This is a genomic window from Marinomonas sp. MED121 (assembly GCF_000153025.1).
Taxonomy (GTDB): domain Bacteria; phylum Pseudomonadota; class Gammaproteobacteria; order Pseudomonadales; family Marinomonadaceae; genus Marinomonas.
In genome coordinates, this window is sequence record NZ_CH672429.1 from 1578030 (window position 1) to 1593984 (window position 15955).

Here is a 15955-nt window from a genome sequence, read left to right on the forward strand (position 1 = left end):
TTAATGCACTTCTGTATCATGCGTCAGATTCTTCAACCTACCCGATTTGGGGTCGAACTCAAAGCCTTCAAACTTCAACATGGTACAGATATCACCTAATTTTCAAAAAGCCTCACTATATAGTACAGGCCTTATAACTCAAGGGATTTGATTTTATTTGACCTGTCATTTGATAAGATTTTATTCCTAATCTGACTTATTTTGTGATGAGCGAAATTATTTGGAGCGATTTGGTTTGTTGCTCTCTCACAAAGAAGCCATGCTACAGCGATTAAATAATCCATGAGGAAACAGATATGAAAAATATCATGACAAAACTGGCTGGTGCACTCACCTTAAGCATTGGCTTTTCTGGGGCTTTAATGGCGCAATCATCCCCTACGCTTGTCTTTGTTCACGGCGCGCATTTTAGTGCTAATGCTTGGGCTAAAGTTCAGCAAGAGCTTAACTCTAAAGTGGCTAATATCGCGATAGATCTACCTGGCCGTAAAGATAACATCACACCGAATAAAGTCTCTCTTGAGCTTTCTGCCGCTGCACTTTGTTCTAGCTTGAGCAAGATAAAAGGCGAGAAGATTATTATCTCCCATAGCCAAGGTGGTGCTGTGACAAATGCATCGCTAGGCTTATGCCCAACAGAAGCAATCAGTAAATTAATTTATGTTACTTCAGTTGCCCCTCTTGAAGGCGAGTCAGCATTTGATTCACTCTCAGATCAAGATGGCAAAAACTATTTTAATGGTGTGGTCTACGATGAAACGAGTACCTTATTGAATATAAGTAATGAGGATAAATTTGCTGAGACATTTGCCCCTAAGGCGAATAAAACACAGCTTAGATGGTTAGCAAAACATGCGGTATCTGAACCCTCTGTGCTAGCCGAAAGTAAACTGAGTTTAGATGCTGAGCGCTATGACAATTTAGCTAAATATTATGTATTTGCTAAGCAGGATAAAATCATCTCCTTAAGCACCCAAGAGCAAATTGCAAGCAAGCTCTCTCTTACCCAAAGTTTTGAGATAGATAGTGGCCATCTACCTATGTTGACCCACGCTGACACCTTAGCTGAGATTATTGAAAACATAGTCAACTAATATGACCCATCTAAGATGCCTACTGCTCTCACGGTTAGGCATCTTTTACTTCTCGCTCAAATCCAATTTTTACTTTCGCCCTTCAAACCAATCCGTCTTAATTAAGATAAGATCATGCCTCTTTAGTATTCATCAGTGCTGAAAACTCACTAAAAGAGTGCATTCTTAAGGGTTATTTACAATCAAACTGTCTTAAACAAAGCGTTTTTCCTCATATCCTTTAGTTGGTTTTAATCTTGCTTAGTCTTTATAACTAGCGATTAAGATTGAAGAGTATCAGCGAATGGCAAGAATGAGTTATCTAAGCAGCATAGAGCGCTATCACGAGTATCAAGAAGTGATTCAAAGCTTACTTGAGTCTATCTTGATGAGTGTTGAGGATAATCTGGCAAAAGGAGTGGATATTGAGCCCCTTGTAAAGAAATTCCCTTTCTTAGAACTGCAATACTACCTTGATGAACTAGGCCAACAATCTGGCAATAACCTCTGTTTTAAAGCAGAGTATAAACGGACTCTGGCACAATCCGGCCATCAGCAAGACCTCAGCCAGCGCCCTTATTTTTTACAAGTAAAATGGAATAACGAAACTTGTTTTACTGACCCTTATTTCTCTATAGCAACAAAGAAGGTGTGTCTTTCTGTTATCAAAGCGCTTCGAAACCCTCAAGCTGATACCTTTTATATTGTGCTAGATGTGTGCCTAACTCAGCTAATTGAATTTGTCATGGGCGACAGCGCTAGAGTAAAAATGGCACCTTATTTTAAATCAGGCTATGGCATTATTATTGGTTGTTTATTTTGCCTTGTTCTCTTTCTGGTTAGCTGTGTATTCAATGATATTTATGGCTTAATTAATAGCATTCCTGATTCCTTCGACCCACTTCAGCTCTTTAGTATCATTATTTACATCACACTCGCACTGGCGGTATTTGACCTGGGTAAAACTATTTTGGAAGAAGAGATATTGATGCATAAGGATATCTTTAGACACTCGTCCACCAGGCGCACTATTACTCGGTTTATTTCGACTGTGTTAATCGCAATCTCAATTGAAGCTTTACTCACCATGTTTAAAGCAGCCCTTGGCCAGGCTGAATTCCTCATCCCTGCGATTGCCATGATGTTTGCCGTGGTGGGGTTATTAATCGCTTTGGCTATTTATGTCTATTTAGGCGCTAAGGCAGAACATTTATTATTGAATGCTAGGCGTCAACAAAAGTCGCAATAGGGTCAAACAAGATAATCCAAGCCCAGATCTTATGCTGGGCTTTCTCTCACCTTCAATAATGGTGAGCACAGGTCGATTGAAGTGGCCCTATATGAAAAAAAACTTAATCTAGATTAGTTAAATTTATAGACTAATGAGGTCAATTTACGACCCTTTTTGATCTATCATTGCTCGCACGGCTTTTCTCTATCCTTTCCTTTTTCCGTTATGTTATATTGTAACAGACTGTTTAACGATTAAATTTGTACCATGCTGACTTTGCCTTCTCATCTTAGAGCCTTTGCTATTCTTGCTCTTCTTTGCACGCTTTTTATGAGTGTGATGGCGGTCGCCCATGAAAGCAGTTTTGATGATGATTACCACCATGAGCATCAATGTGAGATGTTCTCAGGTATTCATCAAGGTCTAGTTTCTGACCCAGCCTTACCCAGTATCATTCCCATGAAATCTCCTGCATTTAAGCAGGAAACTCTCATTTTCCGTTCTTTCAATCCAGCTAACCTTAGAGCCCGTTCGCCACCATTATTCCTAAGTTAACTCACCCTTTATTACTTTGTTAATTTTAAACTGATGTTTTAGGAATAATCATGATTGTTAAATCTAAATGGGCTGCATTGGCAGGCCTATGTGTTTCTGCTGGCGCATTTGCTGACCACCACGGTGAAGAAGAAAAACGTGACCATAAAGCCCATGTACACGGGGAAGTAAGCTTCAATATCGCACAAGATGGGGAAGACCTTATATTGGCAATATCAGCACCAGGTGCTGATATTGTTGGCTTTGAACACGCGCCAGAAACAGCAGAAGAAAAAGAAGCACTAAAACAAGCACTTGCTCGTTTGGCTAAACCAGAAAGCCTGTTCATTTTTGATCAAGGTGCTCAGTGTAAATTAAGCGATCATTTGATTGAGCAATCCTTATCTGCCCATGACGAACATGATGAACACGAAGAAGGCCATCACGATGAGCACGATGAAAATCATGCTGATGAACACGATGAAGATCATGCTGACGAGCACGATGAAGACCATCATGACGAGCACGATGAAGACCATCATGACGAGCACGATGAAGACCATCATGACGAGCACGATGATCATGACAAAGAAAGCCATGCGGCATTTGAAATCGCTTATCAATATGAATGTCACAATGTTGAAAAGCTAACTGAGATTCAAACTAACTGGTTTAAACACTTCCCTAATACGCACGAAATTCATGTCAATTTGCTAACAGACAATAGCCAAAAAGTGCTTGAGCTAGACGCAGATAACACTGACATCAATTTTTAATTAATTGCATAAATACTCATCAAATGGGCTTAAGCCTATTTGGTGAGTATGGGGTTTTCGCATGACAGATTTTCACAGCCAACTTAACAATGAATCAAATACGCTTGAGGCTCACACGCCAAGCGCTGAGCAAATCGCGATTCAATTAGATAAGGTACAATTTCGTTGGCCTAAAGCCGAACACGCTATTTTAGACATTCCGGCGTTTTCAATTCGAGCTCAGCAGCATTTGTTTGTTAAAGGGCCAAGTGGCTCAGGCAAATCGACCCTGTTGAGTTTATTAACGGCTATTAACACGCCTCAGCAAGGCAGCATTAACCTGCTGGGAACAGATATCTGTCGTCTAAAACAGGGCCAAAGGGATCAGTTTAGGGCTGATAATATTGGCTATATTTTCCAACAGTTTAATCTCTTACCTTATCTAAGCGTGATTGATAATGTTTGTCTTGCCTGTGAATTTTCCAAACTAAGAAAACAAAAAGTGTTGGCACAAGGGCCAAATAATAAAGATGCGGTACGCCTTGAAGCTAAACGTTTATTAACCGCCCTAAACCTACCCGATGAAATACAAGATCAAAAAGCCAGCCACTTAAGTATTGGTCAACAACAAAGAGTCGCAGCAGCAAGAGCGTTAATGGGTAGCCCAGCGCTAGTGATTGCCGATGAGCCAACCTCTGCCTTAGACCATGACAACCGTGAAGCCTTTATTCAACTGCTAATGCAAGAAGTCAGCCGTAATAACGCCACGCTGATTTTTGTAAGTCATGACCCGACATTAGAGCCTTTATTTGAACAAACCATAGATTTAGCCCAGTTAAATAAGCAAGGAGACAAAGCATGAGCAATCTTCTTCGATTAGCAAGCAACAGCTTACTTAACCGCAAGGCAACCGTATTACTTAGCCTCTTTACTATCGCCATTTCAGTTTTATTATTGCTTGGTGTTGAGCAAGTTAGAACCCAAGCAAAAAATAGTTTCGCCAACACTATTTCTGATACTGACCTCATAGTAGGTGCTCGCTCAGGCCAGATTAATTTATTACTTTACTCAGTGTTTAGAATCGGTAATGCCACCAATAATATTGATTGGAAAACTTACCAAGATTTTCAAGACCATAAATCAGTGGATTGGACCATCCCTTTTTCATTGGGTGATTCCCATCAGGGGTTTCGAGTACTAGGCACTACCCAAGATTACTTTGAATACTATAAATTTGGTAAAAAGCAGCCTCTGACGTTTGCGCAAGGCAAAGAATTTAACCAGCTTTTTGAAGCGGTTATTGGTGCAGATGTGGCACAAACCTTAGGCTATGAGCTAGAAACACCTATGGTGCTAGCGCACGGTATGAAAGACATAGGTTTTAGTAAGCATGATAATGCCCCTTTTAAGGTGGTGGGTATTCTTGCACCAACGGGCACACCAGTTGATAAAACCATTCACGTTTCACTTGAAGCCATTGAGGCAATTCATGTGGGTTGGGAGTCTGGCGCCTTTTTAGGCCATGCCCCAAGTGCTGATAACCTTAAGGCCAGAGAGTTCGAACCCAAACAAATCACCGCTTTCTTGATGGGCCTTAAATCCAAAATTCACACTTTCCATGTACAAAGAGAGATCAATGACTATCGCTTAGAACCTTTAAGCGCTATCGTCCCTGGGATCGCCCTACACGAGCTTTGGTCCTTAATGTCTGTGGCAGAGCAGGCTCTTTTAATTGTCTCAGTCTTTGTGGTGATAGCAGGCTTTTTAGGTATGTTGGCAAGCTTATTAACCAGTTTAAATGAGCGCCGCCGAGAAATGGCGATACTTAGAGCACTAGGGGCAAGACCTCATCATATCTTTAGTTTGCTAGTCCTAGAGACTGGCATTATTTGTGGCCTAGGGATTCTGTTGGGCATGGGTCTTCTCTATCTTATTTTAGCGATAGCTAGCCCCATCATTCAGCAACACTTCGGCCTAGCAATCAACATCACTGCACCTTCTCAATATGAACTCATGTTAGTAGCCTGTATTCAGATCAGTGGTCTGCTTATCGGAATTATTCCTGCTATTTCAGCTTACCGCCAATCGTTAAGCGATGGCATGACTATAAGGATTTAAAAAGATGAAAAACGATTTCAAACTATCAATACTCGGCTTTAAGCCTCTTTACTGTTTCGCTTTAATTTTAAGCTTAACCTTTGCCCCTTCCCTTTGGGCTAAAACAAATTTACTCGAGCTAGAGTGGCTGGATCTTGTTCCTGAGTCCGAGCGAATTGCCAGTGAACTAATGGCAGATGAGTTTGAATATGGCGACACTGGCATGCAATCCCAGCTTGGGGCAGTAAGACATGAACTAAATGGTAAACAAGTCAGAATTCCTGGTTTTGTTATCCCGCTTGAAGGCGATGCCGATGAGGTGACCGAGTTTTTATTAGTGCCTTATTACGGTTCTTGTATTCACACACCGCCACCACCGCCAAATCAAATCATCCATGTTTCTTTCCCTCAAGGGGCGCCAGATCAAGAATTATGGGATGTCATTTATTTAGAAGGTAAGCTAATGACTGAGCAAAATATGGTTGGCATGATAGAAACGGGTTATCACATCATAGGGTCAAACATTACACCTTATCAATAAGATGTTTAACGACTAGAAAGCCAAAAAGGGATCAGCAATTTGATCCCTTTTTTCGTTTGCCTGAACCATCCTAAATTCGACTAGCCATGCACCACTTCAATAATGCGTTTTTGCTCAGCAAGCTCCCTTACCTCAGCATGCATATGGGCTTTATTATAAATATCTAAACTGGCATCCCATTCATCTAGATATAAGGTATCTATCTCTTTTACATGATGCAGAGAGTCAAATAACTTGCGCACACTTTCCCCATCTGACGAGGTATTATCTCTTAAATTTGAAAACTCAAGATCTCTAAAGGAACTCGGCACAAGGACATACTTATCTCCTTCAACCAAACGTCTGAGTAAGGTTGATTTACCCGCACCATTCTTGCCTTGTATTGTGTAACGTCCATAGGGTTGGCGCTGAATATAGGCTTTTATCTCATCAATGCTATCAAATTGATTACCATTAATACTGATATCTTCAAGGTTGATATATTGGCTTGTATCTTCACTTTTTAATTCAAGGTGCTGATCAAGGTTTTCTAACTTTTGTGCAACCCCAATCCATTTCAAATAATGATCAAAAAACATAAAGGTGTTTTGCATAATTTGCACTTGTCTTGGCATGGTTACCAAGAATACAGCAATGGCTTCGGTACTGGATAAGCTAAGTAGGTAGAGCGCATTGCCAGCACAGATAAAAGCCAGTGCTAGCATGGCACTTACACTTGAGATTCCCATCAGAAACAATTCATTCTGAGCCGCTTTTTTCTTCCACACATAGGTATTTTTCAAATAACCCTGTTGCCAGTTTTTAAAGGTTTTAGGGCTACCTGAAATCGTATTCACCCACATTCTTGATAGTACAGAAATTACGGCGTTTCGCTTACCTTGTACTAACTTAGCGTTAGCAGCGATTTTATCTTTTGAGAGTATTTTGATGCCTACCACTAAAAAAATAGCGAGGACATACCAGAGCAGAATACTGATATCCAAAATCATACTCACTATGATGATGGAAAGAAGAGTATTTAATACTGTGCCAAAAATACTATAGATAGACTCAGGGGCTTCCCCATAAAGCAACATAGATTCAGTGGTCACCCAGCTTTCATGCTCATCCTTATTTTTTTGTCTATCAAGAGAACGCTTGCCAAAGTTAAGTGAGGTGAAGCCAAGAATAAAACGTTTTTGCGCGCTGACTTTCCATTTTTCTAAATAAATAGATGAAATCGCACTGGGGAAATACACAAGAAACAACGAGACCACAAACAGCATCATGTAAAAGTAAGCTGAGTCTAGATCCGACTCAATATGCTTCATACTTGTGGCGATCAAATAAGTCGATAAAGCGACAATCGCCTGCATTATCAATAGCCAAAACAAAGAGATATAAGCATCTCTACACCATAGAAATCGCATACTGCGTGTCATAACTCTCTCCTTCCTTGGTTTAGTCATACCTCATTTTTTAACCTTCAAGTCAAAAACAAGGTAAGGGATGGGAATACTACAAACTAAACTGAACCCTGTTAAACAAAGTTGCAGTAGAATCAAAAAAAAGAACCGAAGGTCTCATATTTTAAGACTGATAGTGATCTTTTGACACGAAAGTCTCAATTACTGAGCTTAAGTCACAAAAAAAGCGAGACTAGATAGGCCTAATCTCGCTTTTCATACCTAATTTGAAACCGGTCAGAAGACCAATCAAGACCTACTTGGTTAAATAGTCGGTACCCGCTCCTTTATTGGCAGCAAGAACATATAAATATTCAAGGGCAAGTGTCGCCCCTGCAAGAGACGTAATCTCTGCATGATCATAGGCAGGTGCGACTTCTACCACATCCATACCAATCAAATCATGACCTCTTAAGCCGCGAATAACTTTAAGACAAGTATCAACCGTTAAACCCGCTTGTACAGGTGTTCCTGTACCGGGCGCTACCGCAGGATCCAGCCCATCAATATCAAAGCTTACATAAACTTGTTTATCACCTACACGCTGCTTAATACGCTCTAATGTGGCATTGGCACCATGCTCATTAACCCAAGCAGCATCTAACACTTCAAACAGGTGATTTTCATAATCGTAAGCGGTGCGAATACCAATTTGAATACTGTGCTCAACATCTATTAGGCCTTCAGTGACGGCATGGTGAAACAGGGTGCCATGGTCGTATTTAGTACCACCAGAATAAGTATCCGTATGGGCATCAAAATGCACCACAGCAAAAGGGCCATATTTTTTGGCGTAAGCACGAAGGATAGGCAAGGTGATGAAGTGGTCACCGCCAAAAGTTAACGCTGTTTTACCAGCACCTAATACCTTATCAATATGGGCTTCTAAATTGTCCACTAAAGTTTGTGGCTCACCATGCTTAAACAAGACATTGCCCGAATCTTCTACTTTAAGATGATCATCCAGAGCAAACTGCCAAGGCCAACGCGCCCCTTCCCACACAAGGTTAATCGAAGCGCTGCGCACGCCTTCAGGGCCAAAACGTGCACCTGAACGCCCAGAAGTAGACATATCATAAGGGACACCACTGACAATGACTTCCGCTTGGCTATTTTGCCAACTTGTTAGTAAAGGAAACTGCATAAAAGTCATTCCTAGACCACCATAAATTGGCATATCGGCATCGGCAACCTTACTTACAGTTGGCTTATTGTCGGACATGATGTCTTCCTCAAAATTGTTTTTGTAATTCATTAAGAGAAAGATTAACCTGACTAGCATAATTGTTGAAATGCATATTTCAGGTAAGTATATGCAACATATTCATACACTAAGTTTTAAACTTATCTTTTAAGGTGAAAGCCAACATGAGCGTCTTACGTCAGTTCGACCTTAACCTTCTTATTATCTTTGAAGCATTGATCTCTGAATGCCATGTGAGCCGTGCAGCAGAGAAGGTTTTTCTGAGTCAATCCGCTATGAGCCATGCTCTCAATCGCCTAAGAACTCAGCTTGATGATCCCTTATTAGTCAAAACAGAGAATGGATTAACACCCACTCCCAGAGCATTGGCTATGCTGCCAGATGTTCGCCAAGCATTGAACCTAGTAGAGCGAACCATTAGCCCAGCTGAAAGCTTTCAAGCCAGTTTAAGTGATAGAACCTTTCGCATTGCCAGTACAGATTATTTCGAAACGGTAGTCTTCCCCGAATGGTTTAGTCAGCTGCAACTTAGTGCGCCCAATGTGAGGGTTGAGATAGATCTTATTTCAGAAGAAAGCGCTTTACTAAGATTGGAAAAAGGTGAAATAGATCTTATTGTCGGCATGGATAAAGAACAGAAGTTGCCATCGCATCTTATCGTTCAAGATTGGCTCACTGAGAAGCAAGTTTGTTTGGCCAGTATTCAGAATCAAAACGCTAGAGGCTCTCTTAGCTTAGAGGCTTATTTGGCATTACCTCATATACGATTCTTTGATCTTGAAGGGAAAACCGATAGTAATGTTGATCGCTGGTTAGCGAGTCAGACTTTAGCACGCAATCACATCGCCAGCACAACCAACTATATGGCCGCTGCACGCATTGTCGCAAACACTGAGGCAATTATTACGCTTCCCTATCATATGGCGAAGCTCTTCACCCAAATGATGCCTGTGAGCATCGTTACGCCGCCTGATGGATTACCTGCCATTGATATGACCTTGGTTCAGCACCCGCTTTATGCCAAGGATTCAGGCATCATCTGGCTTAAACAGGTTTTGTGTGAGCATGTGAAGTCACTTTAGCGAGTCAAAAACCACTAAAAAAGTTACCAACAAGATCTTCCAGCAATAAAAGCTCTCAGTAACAAAAAAGCATGACCGGCACTTTTACCCAAAGATAAGAATGCCAGCCATGCTTTTTTTATGAGTATTTCTATCAATCATGCCTTAATAAGCAAGACTAGCCTCAAAGCATCATGTATTAGCCTATGCGTATCATGACGTTTTTCAGCTCAGTGTATTTTTCTAGTGCATGTAATGATTTATCACGGCCATTGCCCGATGCTTTCACACCACCAAAAGGCACAGTCGTATCACCTTCGCCCCAAGTATTGACCCAGACCATGCCGCTTTCTAATTGACGACTCACTCTGTGCGCTCGAGAAAGGTTATCCGTCCAAAGAGCAGCACCTAGACCATATTTAGAATCATTCGCTAATGCTAGCGCTTCTTCTTCGGTCGTGAACTCGCTCACAGCTAAAACAGGTCCAAAGATTTCCTCTCTTACAAACTCCATCTCATTTTTAGCTTTGTCGATTATGGTTGCTTGAGCAAAGTAGCCTTGGCCTTCTTGATAGTCTTTCACTCCCCCAAAGACTAGCTCTCCACCTTCTGCCTGTGCTGATTCAATAAAGCGTTTAACCGTATTCATCTGCACAGCATCAACCATAGGCCCCATCTTAGTATTTGGGTCCAGTGGATCACCTGTTTGATACTTTTTAGACGCTTCAACCAAGGCAGTCATAAATTCAGCCTTGATGGTGTCTTGTACATACAGACGCGAGCAGGCAATACACACTTCACCCTGATTACTGAAAATAGAAGCCGCTGCTGAGGCGGCTGCTTTTTTCACATCGCAATCATCAAAAATCAACATAGGTGATTTACCGCCAGCTTCTAACCAAACTCGCTTCATATTAGATTTGCCTGCGTATTCCATCAAAAGCGCAGCAACACGAGTCGAGCCTGTAAAGGCTAAAACGTTCACATCGTTATGCATCGCCAAGGCTTTACCTGCCGTATGGCCAAATCCAGGTAAGACATTAAAAACACCGTCAGGAATACCCGCTTCTTTGGTCAATTCTGCTAAACGTAAAACACTTAACGGAGATTTTTCAGAAGGCTTCAGAATCACGCTATTGCCGGCAGCTAAGGCAGGCGCTAGCTTCCAGCTGGCCATCAACATGGGATAGTTCCATGGCGTGATACAAGCGACAACGCCCACAGGCTCATGGCTAATCAGCGCGAGTGTATCTGTCCCTGTTGGTGCAATTTCGCCATAAATTTTATCAATTGATTCAGCTGTCCACTGGAAACAATCGATGACATCTGGCATATCAATATTCACCATCTCACTGATGGATTTACCCATATCTAGAGTATCCAGCAATGCCAATTCATCTTTATGCTGATCAATCAAAGAGGCTAGTTTAAGTAAGATATTCTTTCTTTTCTTCGGGTGCATTTGCGACCAAACACCAGACTTAAAGACAGCTTTAGCATTGGCAACAGCAATATTTACATCAGCTTGATCGCAGCTGGCGACATTCGTTAAAAGTTGTTCAGTTGCTGGGTTAATACAAGCAAAGGTTTCACCACTTTGTGCCGCTTGGAATTCACCATTGATATAAGCTTGCCCATGAAAGGTCTGACTTTTACTTAACGCTTGCCACTCGGTATAGCTTTTCATTAATAAACTCCTGCTAGTTAATGCAATATTCCCTGATTCTAAAAGAACTAAACCATGAGCGGATATACACCTGAGTAGGTATAAAACTTGGATTTAATCTGTATAACGCTCAAAACAATCCACAGACGCAATGTTTTCATGCCAATCACGACTGTCTTCCATGTAGATATGATTCTGTGGCCCTATGTTTGGTTCGCCATCTAAGGTACCGGCTGGCACAATCAAAGCGCGGCCACTGCCAGAAACATAAGGTACGGACGAGCCGCATTGCGTACAAAAAACATTAGAGATTTGACGGCCTGGCACATCATAGCGATGAATTTTTTCTCGCCCTGATAACCAACTAATCGCCTCTTTATTCACAAATAAGTTGGATACATGAGCTGAACCTGAGATTTTTTGACATTGATGGCAATGACATAAATGAAACAGCTTAAAATGATTGTCTACTTCAAATGTCACTGCGCCACAAAGGCAACTACCACTGATTTTTTCTACTTGATGATGTTCCATTTTATCCCCCTTTCAAAACGTTAAGCTCTTCTTATAGTCCCTAAAAGAATTCACCATGACAAACAATATAATGACCCTCAAGATAAGAAAAACTAATCTATAAATCATTGATTGATAAGAGAATAGGTTTCAAGCAATAATTCTAACTAGGATTCATCAGGCGCTTTACTTATGCCATATCTCGTTCAAGTCATACTTCTTACCTTAGCTGCTGGACTTGCCATGCCAGCAGGTGCTCTTATTGCACGTTTTGAACATATCCAATCAGACTGGTTAGAACAAGAATTGCGTCATTCAGTGGTTGCCTTTGGTGCTGGCACCTTACTCTCTGCCGTTGCACTTGTATTAGTACCTGAAGCCATTCAAGAGCTTAGTATGAGCAGCAGTGCTCTTTATTTTCTGATGGGAGGATTTGCTTTTATGCTGTTAGATATTCTTCTACAAAAGATAAACACCCCAGCCAGCCAATTAGCCGCCATGCTGACGGACTTTGTTCCAGAATCAATCGCCTTGGGAGCCGCCTTTGCCTATGGCTCTAGCTCCGCCTTATTACTGGCATTACTGATTGCATTACAAAATCTGCCTGAAGGTTTTAATGCCTATCGAGAAATGCGAGTCAGTAAACATCTCAGCAGTAAAATGATCATTTTGATGTTTGGATTAATGGCGTTATTAGGACCATTATCCGGTGTCGCAGGCTATCTATGGCTAGCACAGTCACCTTTAACGATTGCGGCTTTAATGATGTTCGCAGCAGGTGGCATCCTCTATTCCATTTTTCAGGACATAGCACCACAGGTGCCGCTACAAAAACATTGGGCTCCGCCGATGGGGGCTTTGTTAGGCTTTTTGATAGGGGTTTTAGGTAGTATGGCTTTGAGTCATTGACTCAAATTAAATTAAGCTGATCCGGTAATCCCCCCATTTTTAATGGAGTTCAGGTGTAGACTTTAAAGTTTGCGTTAAACGCCTTTTTTGTATCGGTGTAATGCCACCAATGCCCATGTTAGGTCGCTCGTTATTGTAAGTCCATAACCAGTGCGTTGCTTTATCTTGAAGCGCTTTAATATCTTCGTACAAGTAATGACTCAGCCAATCATATCTCACTGTACGGTTAAATCGCTCTATATAAGCGTTTTGCTGTGGTTTGCCAGGTTGGATAAAACTGAGCTCAATGCTGTTTTCTTGTGCCCAACTTGCCAGCTTCTCACTGATATACTCAGGGCCATTATCACACCGTATCGCTTTAGGTTTACCTCGCCACTCAATAATCTGATTGAGTGCGCGTATAACACGTTCTGCTGGTAAGGATAGGTCCGCATCAATCGTTAACCCTTCTCGATTAAAGTCATCAATCACGTTAAACAAACGGCAACGTCGACCATCTGAGAGTTGATCATGCATAAAATCCATTGACCAACATTCATTGATTTGTTCTGGCACCGCTAAGGGTTCAGGCTTTTCACGGACTAAGCGTTTATGAGGTTTGATGCGCATGTTGAGCTGTAGCTCACGATAAATACGGTAAACACGCTTATGGTTCCATGGATAACCACAGACATTTCTGAAGTAGAGAAAACATAGCCCAAAGCCCCAGTTACGCTGATTTTGAGTCAGCCCGATTAATTGCTCAACAATCAACTGATTCTCATCATTAAGTTTAGGCTGATAACGGTAGCAGGTCTCGCTGATCTTAAACGTCCGACAGGCAGATGCAATACTGAGGTGATAAGTCACCACAGCCTGTTTGGCCATCGGCTTGCGGTCAGCGGCCTTCACCACTTTTTTGCCATGGCTTCCTGTATGATCTCTGCCTTGAGTTTTTCTTCGGCATACATCTTTTTAAGACGACGGTTTTCTTCTTCGAGTTCTTTCATTCGAGTGATTAAAGAGGCATCCATACCACCGTACTTGGCTCGCCACTTATAAAAGGTCGAATTACCAATGCCATGCTCGCGACACAGCTCCGCCACGGGCACTCCTGCCTCGGCTTGGTTTAAGATGCCCATGATTTGACTGTCTGAATAGGTTTTATTTTTCATCGTGATCTCCTAGTAATTAGCTTATTAGAAAACTCTACGACTGACCTCTATTATTTTTCGGGGGGATTACCATCCAAGCTAGTACCTAGTGTGAATAGAGCAAGCAACTAATCATTCGGGGGGATTACCATGCTTACTCATATTCTCATCAGGCTTATGCGGTAGCCAGCGATTCTTGTCGACGATATTTATAAATCAGATAAACAATATAAAGCTGTAGGAGAGACGTGAAAAGTAGCCCAATAATAGACTGCAGCTCATCATATTTCTCCGTATAGGTAAACAAACACACATTACCTATAGCAAAAGACCCCCATGCACCAGGCGATACGCCACCTGCTGATTTTGATTTAAGTAAATGTACTAATTGGATTATGGTCGCTGCTGGAAACACAACAGCAGGCACAAAGCCGATTATTTCGATTAAACTCATATCATTCCTAAAACATTAACACTTAACATGGTTTTTTGAGATTCAAATAGTCTTCTCTATTTGAACAACGTAAGCACTAGAAACGAAAAAACCAAAATTCTCCAATGCCAATCTCTCAGATTCTCGACAATCACTTTTCGACAGACGAAAAAAAACCAGCTCATTGAGCTGGTTTTTTACTTTACTTAAAATAAGTAATCTTGATAACGACCTACTCTCACATGGGAACTCCCACACTACCATCGGCGATGCGACTTTTCACTTCTGAGTTCGGGATGGGATCAGGTGGTTCAGACGCTCTGTGATTATCAAGAAATTCTGTTTGTTGGATCTGTAAAATCAGAAACAACGAATTCTTTGAAATGCTCATACATCGATAAACTGATGTAGAATTTTATCTAAATTTTAATCTTGATAACGACCTACTCTCACATGGGAACTCCCACACTACCATCGGCGATGCCACTTTTCACTGCTGAGTTCGGGATGGGATCAGGTGGTTCAATGACTCTATGATTATCAAGAAATTCTGTTTGTCAGAACAAGCTCTGTTTGTGGCTTATTCATTGACGAATTTGCTTATGCTTTAACAATACTTTTTGAATAGTCTTCTCTTTATTAGAGAAGTTAACGATAACCAAGCCTCAAACCAGCTTGCGATGTCTTACCATCTTCTTAAATCGTAATATAACGCTAAACCATTTTGGCGTTATATGGTCAAGCCTCACGAGCAATTAGTACAGGTTAGCTCAATGCCTCACAGCACTTACACACCCTGCCTATCAACGTCGTAGTCTTCAACGGCTCTTTAGGGAACTTAAAGTTCCAGTGAGATCTCATCTTGAGGGAGGCTTCCCGCTTAGATGCTTTCAGCGGTTATCCCGTCCGAACGTAGCTACCCGGCAATGCCACTGGCGTGACAACCGGAACACCAGAGGTTCGTCCACTCCGGTCCTCTCGTACTAGGAGCAGCTCCTCTCAAATCTCAAACGTCCACGGCAGATAGGGACCGAACTGTCTCACGACGTTCTAAACCCAGCTCGCGTACCACTTTAAATGGCGAACAGCCATACCCTTGGGACCGGCTTCAGCCCCAGGATGTGATGAGCCGACATCGAGGTGCCAAACACCGCCGTCGATGTGAACTCTTGGGCGGTATCAGCCTGTTATCCCCGGAGTACCTTTTATCCGTTGAGCGATGGCCCTTCCATACAGAACCACCGGATCACTAAGACCTACTTTCGTACCTGCTACGACGTGTCTGTCTCGCAGTTAAGCGCGCTTTTGCCTTTACACTTCTTCGCATGATTTCCGACCATGCTGAGCACACCTTCGTGCT

General features: G+C 41.8%; 15 protein-coding genes, 2 rRNA genes and 3 other annotated features. Of the genes, 9 read left to right on the forward strand and 8 right to left on the reverse strand.

What is annotated here, in order from left to right; genetic code table 11:
• The first annotated feature begins 296 nt into the window (after window positions 1-296).
• The 7 genes from MED121_RS07165 to MED121_RS07195 all read left to right on the forward strand — a co-directional run bounded on the left by MED121_RS07165 (window position 297) and on the right by MED121_RS07195 (window position 6231).
• On the forward strand, window positions 297-1094 hold the full coding sequence (locus tag MED121_RS07165; RefSeq protein WP_009832983.1) for an alpha/beta hydrolase: 798 nt from the start codon (window positions 297-299) through the stop codon (window positions 1092-1094).
• 283 nt (window positions 1095-1377) lie between these two features.
• Entirely contained in the window at window positions 1378-2322 is a 945-nt protein-coding gene (locus MED121_RS07170; protein WP_036178929.1) for a general glycosylation pathway protein, read from the forward strand.
• Between the two features lie 249 nt (window positions 2323-2571).
• A complete protein-coding gene (locus MED121_RS07175; RefSeq protein ID WP_009832985.1) occupies window positions 2572-2859 on the forward strand; it encodes a DUF2607 family protein in 288 nt (95 codons plus the stop codon).
• A gap of 50 nt (window positions 2860-2909) precedes the next feature.
• Window positions 2910-3614 carry a DUF2796 domain-containing protein gene (locus MED121_RS07180; protein WP_009832986.1) on the forward strand — a complete coding sequence of 235 codons (705 nt, stop codon included), beginning with the start codon at window positions 2910-2912 and terminating at the stop codon, window positions 3612-3614.
• A gap of 61 nt (window positions 3615-3675) precedes the next feature.
• Window positions 3676-4455 carry an ABC transporter ATP-binding protein gene (locus MED121_RS07185; protein ID WP_009832987.1) on the forward strand — a complete coding sequence of 260 codons (780 nt, stop codon included), beginning with the start codon at window positions 3676-3678 and terminating at the stop codon, window positions 4453-4455.
• A complete protein-coding gene (locus tag MED121_RS07190; RefSeq protein ID WP_009832988.1) occupies window positions 4452-5711 on the forward strand; it encodes an ABC transporter permease in 1260 nt (419 codons plus the stop codon). Before MED121_RS07185 ends, MED121_RS07190 begins: the two co-directional genes overlap by 4 nt.
• A gap of 4 nt (window positions 5712-5715) precedes the next feature.
• Window positions 5716-6231 (forward strand): DUF3299 domain-containing protein, encoded by a 516-nt coding sequence (locus tag MED121_RS07195; RefSeq protein ID WP_009832989.1) that lies wholly within the window; start codon window positions 5716-5718, stop codon window positions 6229-6231.
• A gap of 80 nt (window positions 6232-6311) precedes the next feature.
• Here MED121_RS07195 and MED121_RS07200 read toward each other — a convergent pair whose 3' ends face one another.
• Both MED121_RS07200 and speB read right to left on the reverse strand, forming a co-directional pair.
• Window positions 6312-7652: an ABC transporter ATP-binding protein gene (locus MED121_RS07200; protein ID WP_036178934.1), complete on the reverse strand. Its 1341-nt coding sequence runs from the start codon at window positions 7650-7652 to the stop codon at window positions 6312-6314.
• A gap of 280 nt (window positions 7653-7932) precedes the next feature.
• On the reverse strand, window positions 7933-8898 hold the full coding sequence (speB, locus tag MED121_RS07205) for an agmatinase (RefSeq protein ID WP_036178936.1): 966 nt from the start codon (window positions 8896-8898) through the stop codon (window positions 7933-7935).
• Between the two features lie 146 nt (window positions 8899-9044).
• On the opposite strand from speB, the gene MED121_RS07210 reads away from it, so the two are divergent.
• Window positions 9045-9962: a LysR family transcriptional regulator gene (locus tag MED121_RS07210; protein WP_009832992.1), complete on the forward strand. Its 918-nt coding sequence runs from the start codon at window positions 9045-9047 to the stop codon at window positions 9960-9962.
• A gap of 178 nt (window positions 9963-10140) precedes the next feature.
• Here MED121_RS07210 and MED121_RS07215 read toward each other — a convergent pair whose 3' ends face one another.
• On the reverse strand, window positions 10141-11628 hold the full coding sequence (locus tag MED121_RS07215; protein ID WP_009832993.1) for an aldehyde dehydrogenase: 1488 nt from the start codon (window positions 11626-11628) through the stop codon (window positions 10141-10143).
• Between the two features lie 93 nt (window positions 11629-11721).
• Window positions 11722-12141, reverse strand: a complete 420-nt coding sequence (locus tag MED121_RS07220; RefSeq protein WP_009832994.1) for a GFA family protein — start codon at window positions 12139-12141, stop codon at window positions 11722-11724.
• Between the two features lie 171 nt (window positions 12142-12312).
• On the opposite strand from MED121_RS07220, the gene MED121_RS07225 reads away from it, so the two are divergent.
• Window positions 12313-13029 carry a divalent cation transporter gene (locus MED121_RS07225; protein WP_009832995.1) on the forward strand — a complete coding sequence of 239 codons (717 nt, stop codon included), beginning with the start codon at window positions 12313-12315 and terminating at the stop codon, window positions 13027-13029.
• 39 nt (window positions 13030-13068) lie between these two features.
• On the opposite strand, the gene MED121_RS07230 is transcribed toward MED121_RS07225, so the two are convergent.
• The 4 genes from MED121_RS07230 to rrf (MED121_RS07250) all read right to left on the reverse strand — a co-directional run bounded on the left by MED121_RS07230 (window position 13069) and on the right by rrf (MED121_RS07250) (window position 15140).
• Window positions 13069-14183 (reverse strand): IS3 family transposase gene (locus MED121_RS07230; protein WP_085987748.1). Its coding sequence is split into 2 segments (ribosomal slippage): window positions 13069-13931 and window positions 13931-14183, totalling 1116 coding nucleotides; the frame shifts between segments, so codons are not numbered across the junction.
• A 154-nt stretch (window positions 14184-14337) separates the two neighbouring features.
• Window positions 14338-14616 (reverse strand): hypothetical protein, encoded by a 279-nt coding sequence (locus tag MED121_RS07240; RefSeq protein ID WP_009832996.1) that lies wholly within the window; start codon window positions 14614-14616, stop codon window positions 14338-14340.
• A gap of 198 nt (window positions 14617-14814) precedes the next feature.
• A 5S ribosomal RNA gene (rrf, locus tag MED121_RS07245) occupies window positions 14815-14929 on the reverse strand.
• A gap of 96 nt (window positions 14930-15025) precedes the next feature.
• Window positions 15026-15140, reverse strand: a 5S ribosomal RNA gene (rrf, locus tag MED121_RS07250).
• 202 nt (window positions 15141-15342) lie between these two features.
• Window positions 15343-15608, reverse strand: a sequence feature (23S ribosomal RNA rRNA prediction is too short).
• Between the two features lie 19 nt (window positions 15609-15627).
• Window positions 15628-15787: a sequence feature (23S ribosomal RNA rRNA prediction is too short), on the reverse strand.
• Between the two features lie 19 nt (window positions 15788-15806).
• Window positions 15807-15954 (reverse strand) — a sequence feature (23S ribosomal RNA rRNA prediction is too short).
• Window position 15955: the final 1 nt, after the last annotated feature.

Excerpts from the sequence above, each read along its gene's own strand:
- MED121_RS07165 (WP_009832983.1), top strand. The coding sequence starts at position 297 with ATGAAAAATATCATGACAAAACTGGCTGGTGCACTCACCTTAAGCATT.
- MED121_RS07170 (WP_036178929.1), top strand. The coding sequence starts at position 1,378 with ATGGCAAGAATGAGTTATCTAAGCAGCATAGAGCGCTATCACGAGTAT.
- MED121_RS07175 (WP_009832985.1), top strand. The coding sequence starts at position 2,572 with ATGCTGACTTTGCCTTCTCATCTTAGAGCCTTTGCTATTCTTGCTCTT.
- MED121_RS07180 (WP_009832986.1), top strand. The coding sequence starts at position 2,910 with ATGATTGTTAAATCTAAATGGGCTGCATTGGCAGGCCTATGTGTTTCT.
- MED121_RS07185 (WP_009832987.1), top strand. The coding sequence starts at position 3,676 with ATGACAGATTTTCACAGCCAACTTAACAATGAATCAAATACGCTTGAG.
- MED121_RS07190 (WP_009832988.1), top strand. The coding sequence starts at position 4,452 with ATGAGCAATCTTCTTCGATTAGCAAGCAACAGCTTACTTAACCGCAAG.
- MED121_RS07195 (WP_009832989.1), top strand. The coding sequence starts at position 5,716 with ATGAAAAACGATTTCAAACTATCAATACTCGGCTTTAAGCCTCTTTAC.
- MED121_RS07200 (WP_036178934.1), bottom strand. The coding sequence starts at position 7,652 with ATGACACGCAGTATGCGATTTCTATGGTGTAGAGATGCTTATATCTCT.
- speB (WP_036178936.1), bottom strand. The coding sequence starts at position 8,898 with ATGTCCGACAATAAGCCAACTGTAAGTAAGGTTGCCGATGCCGATATG.
- MED121_RS07210 (WP_009832992.1), top strand. The coding sequence starts at position 9,045 with ATGAGCGTCTTACGTCAGTTCGACCTTAACCTTCTTATTATCTTTGAA.
- MED121_RS07215 (WP_009832993.1), bottom strand. The coding sequence starts at position 11,628 with ATGAAAAGCTATACCGAGTGGCAAGCGTTAAGTAAAAGTCAGACCTTT.
- MED121_RS07220 (WP_009832994.1), bottom strand. The coding sequence starts at position 12,141 with ATGGAACATCATCAAGTAGAAAAAATCAGTGGTAGTTGCCTTTGTGGC.
- MED121_RS07225 (WP_009832995.1), top strand. The coding sequence starts at position 12,313 with ATGCCATATCTCGTTCAAGTCATACTTCTTACCTTAGCTGCTGGACTT.
- MED121_RS07240 (WP_009832996.1), bottom strand. The coding sequence starts at position 14,616 with ATGAGTTTAATCGAAATAATCGGCTTTGTGCCTGCTGTTGTGTTTCCA.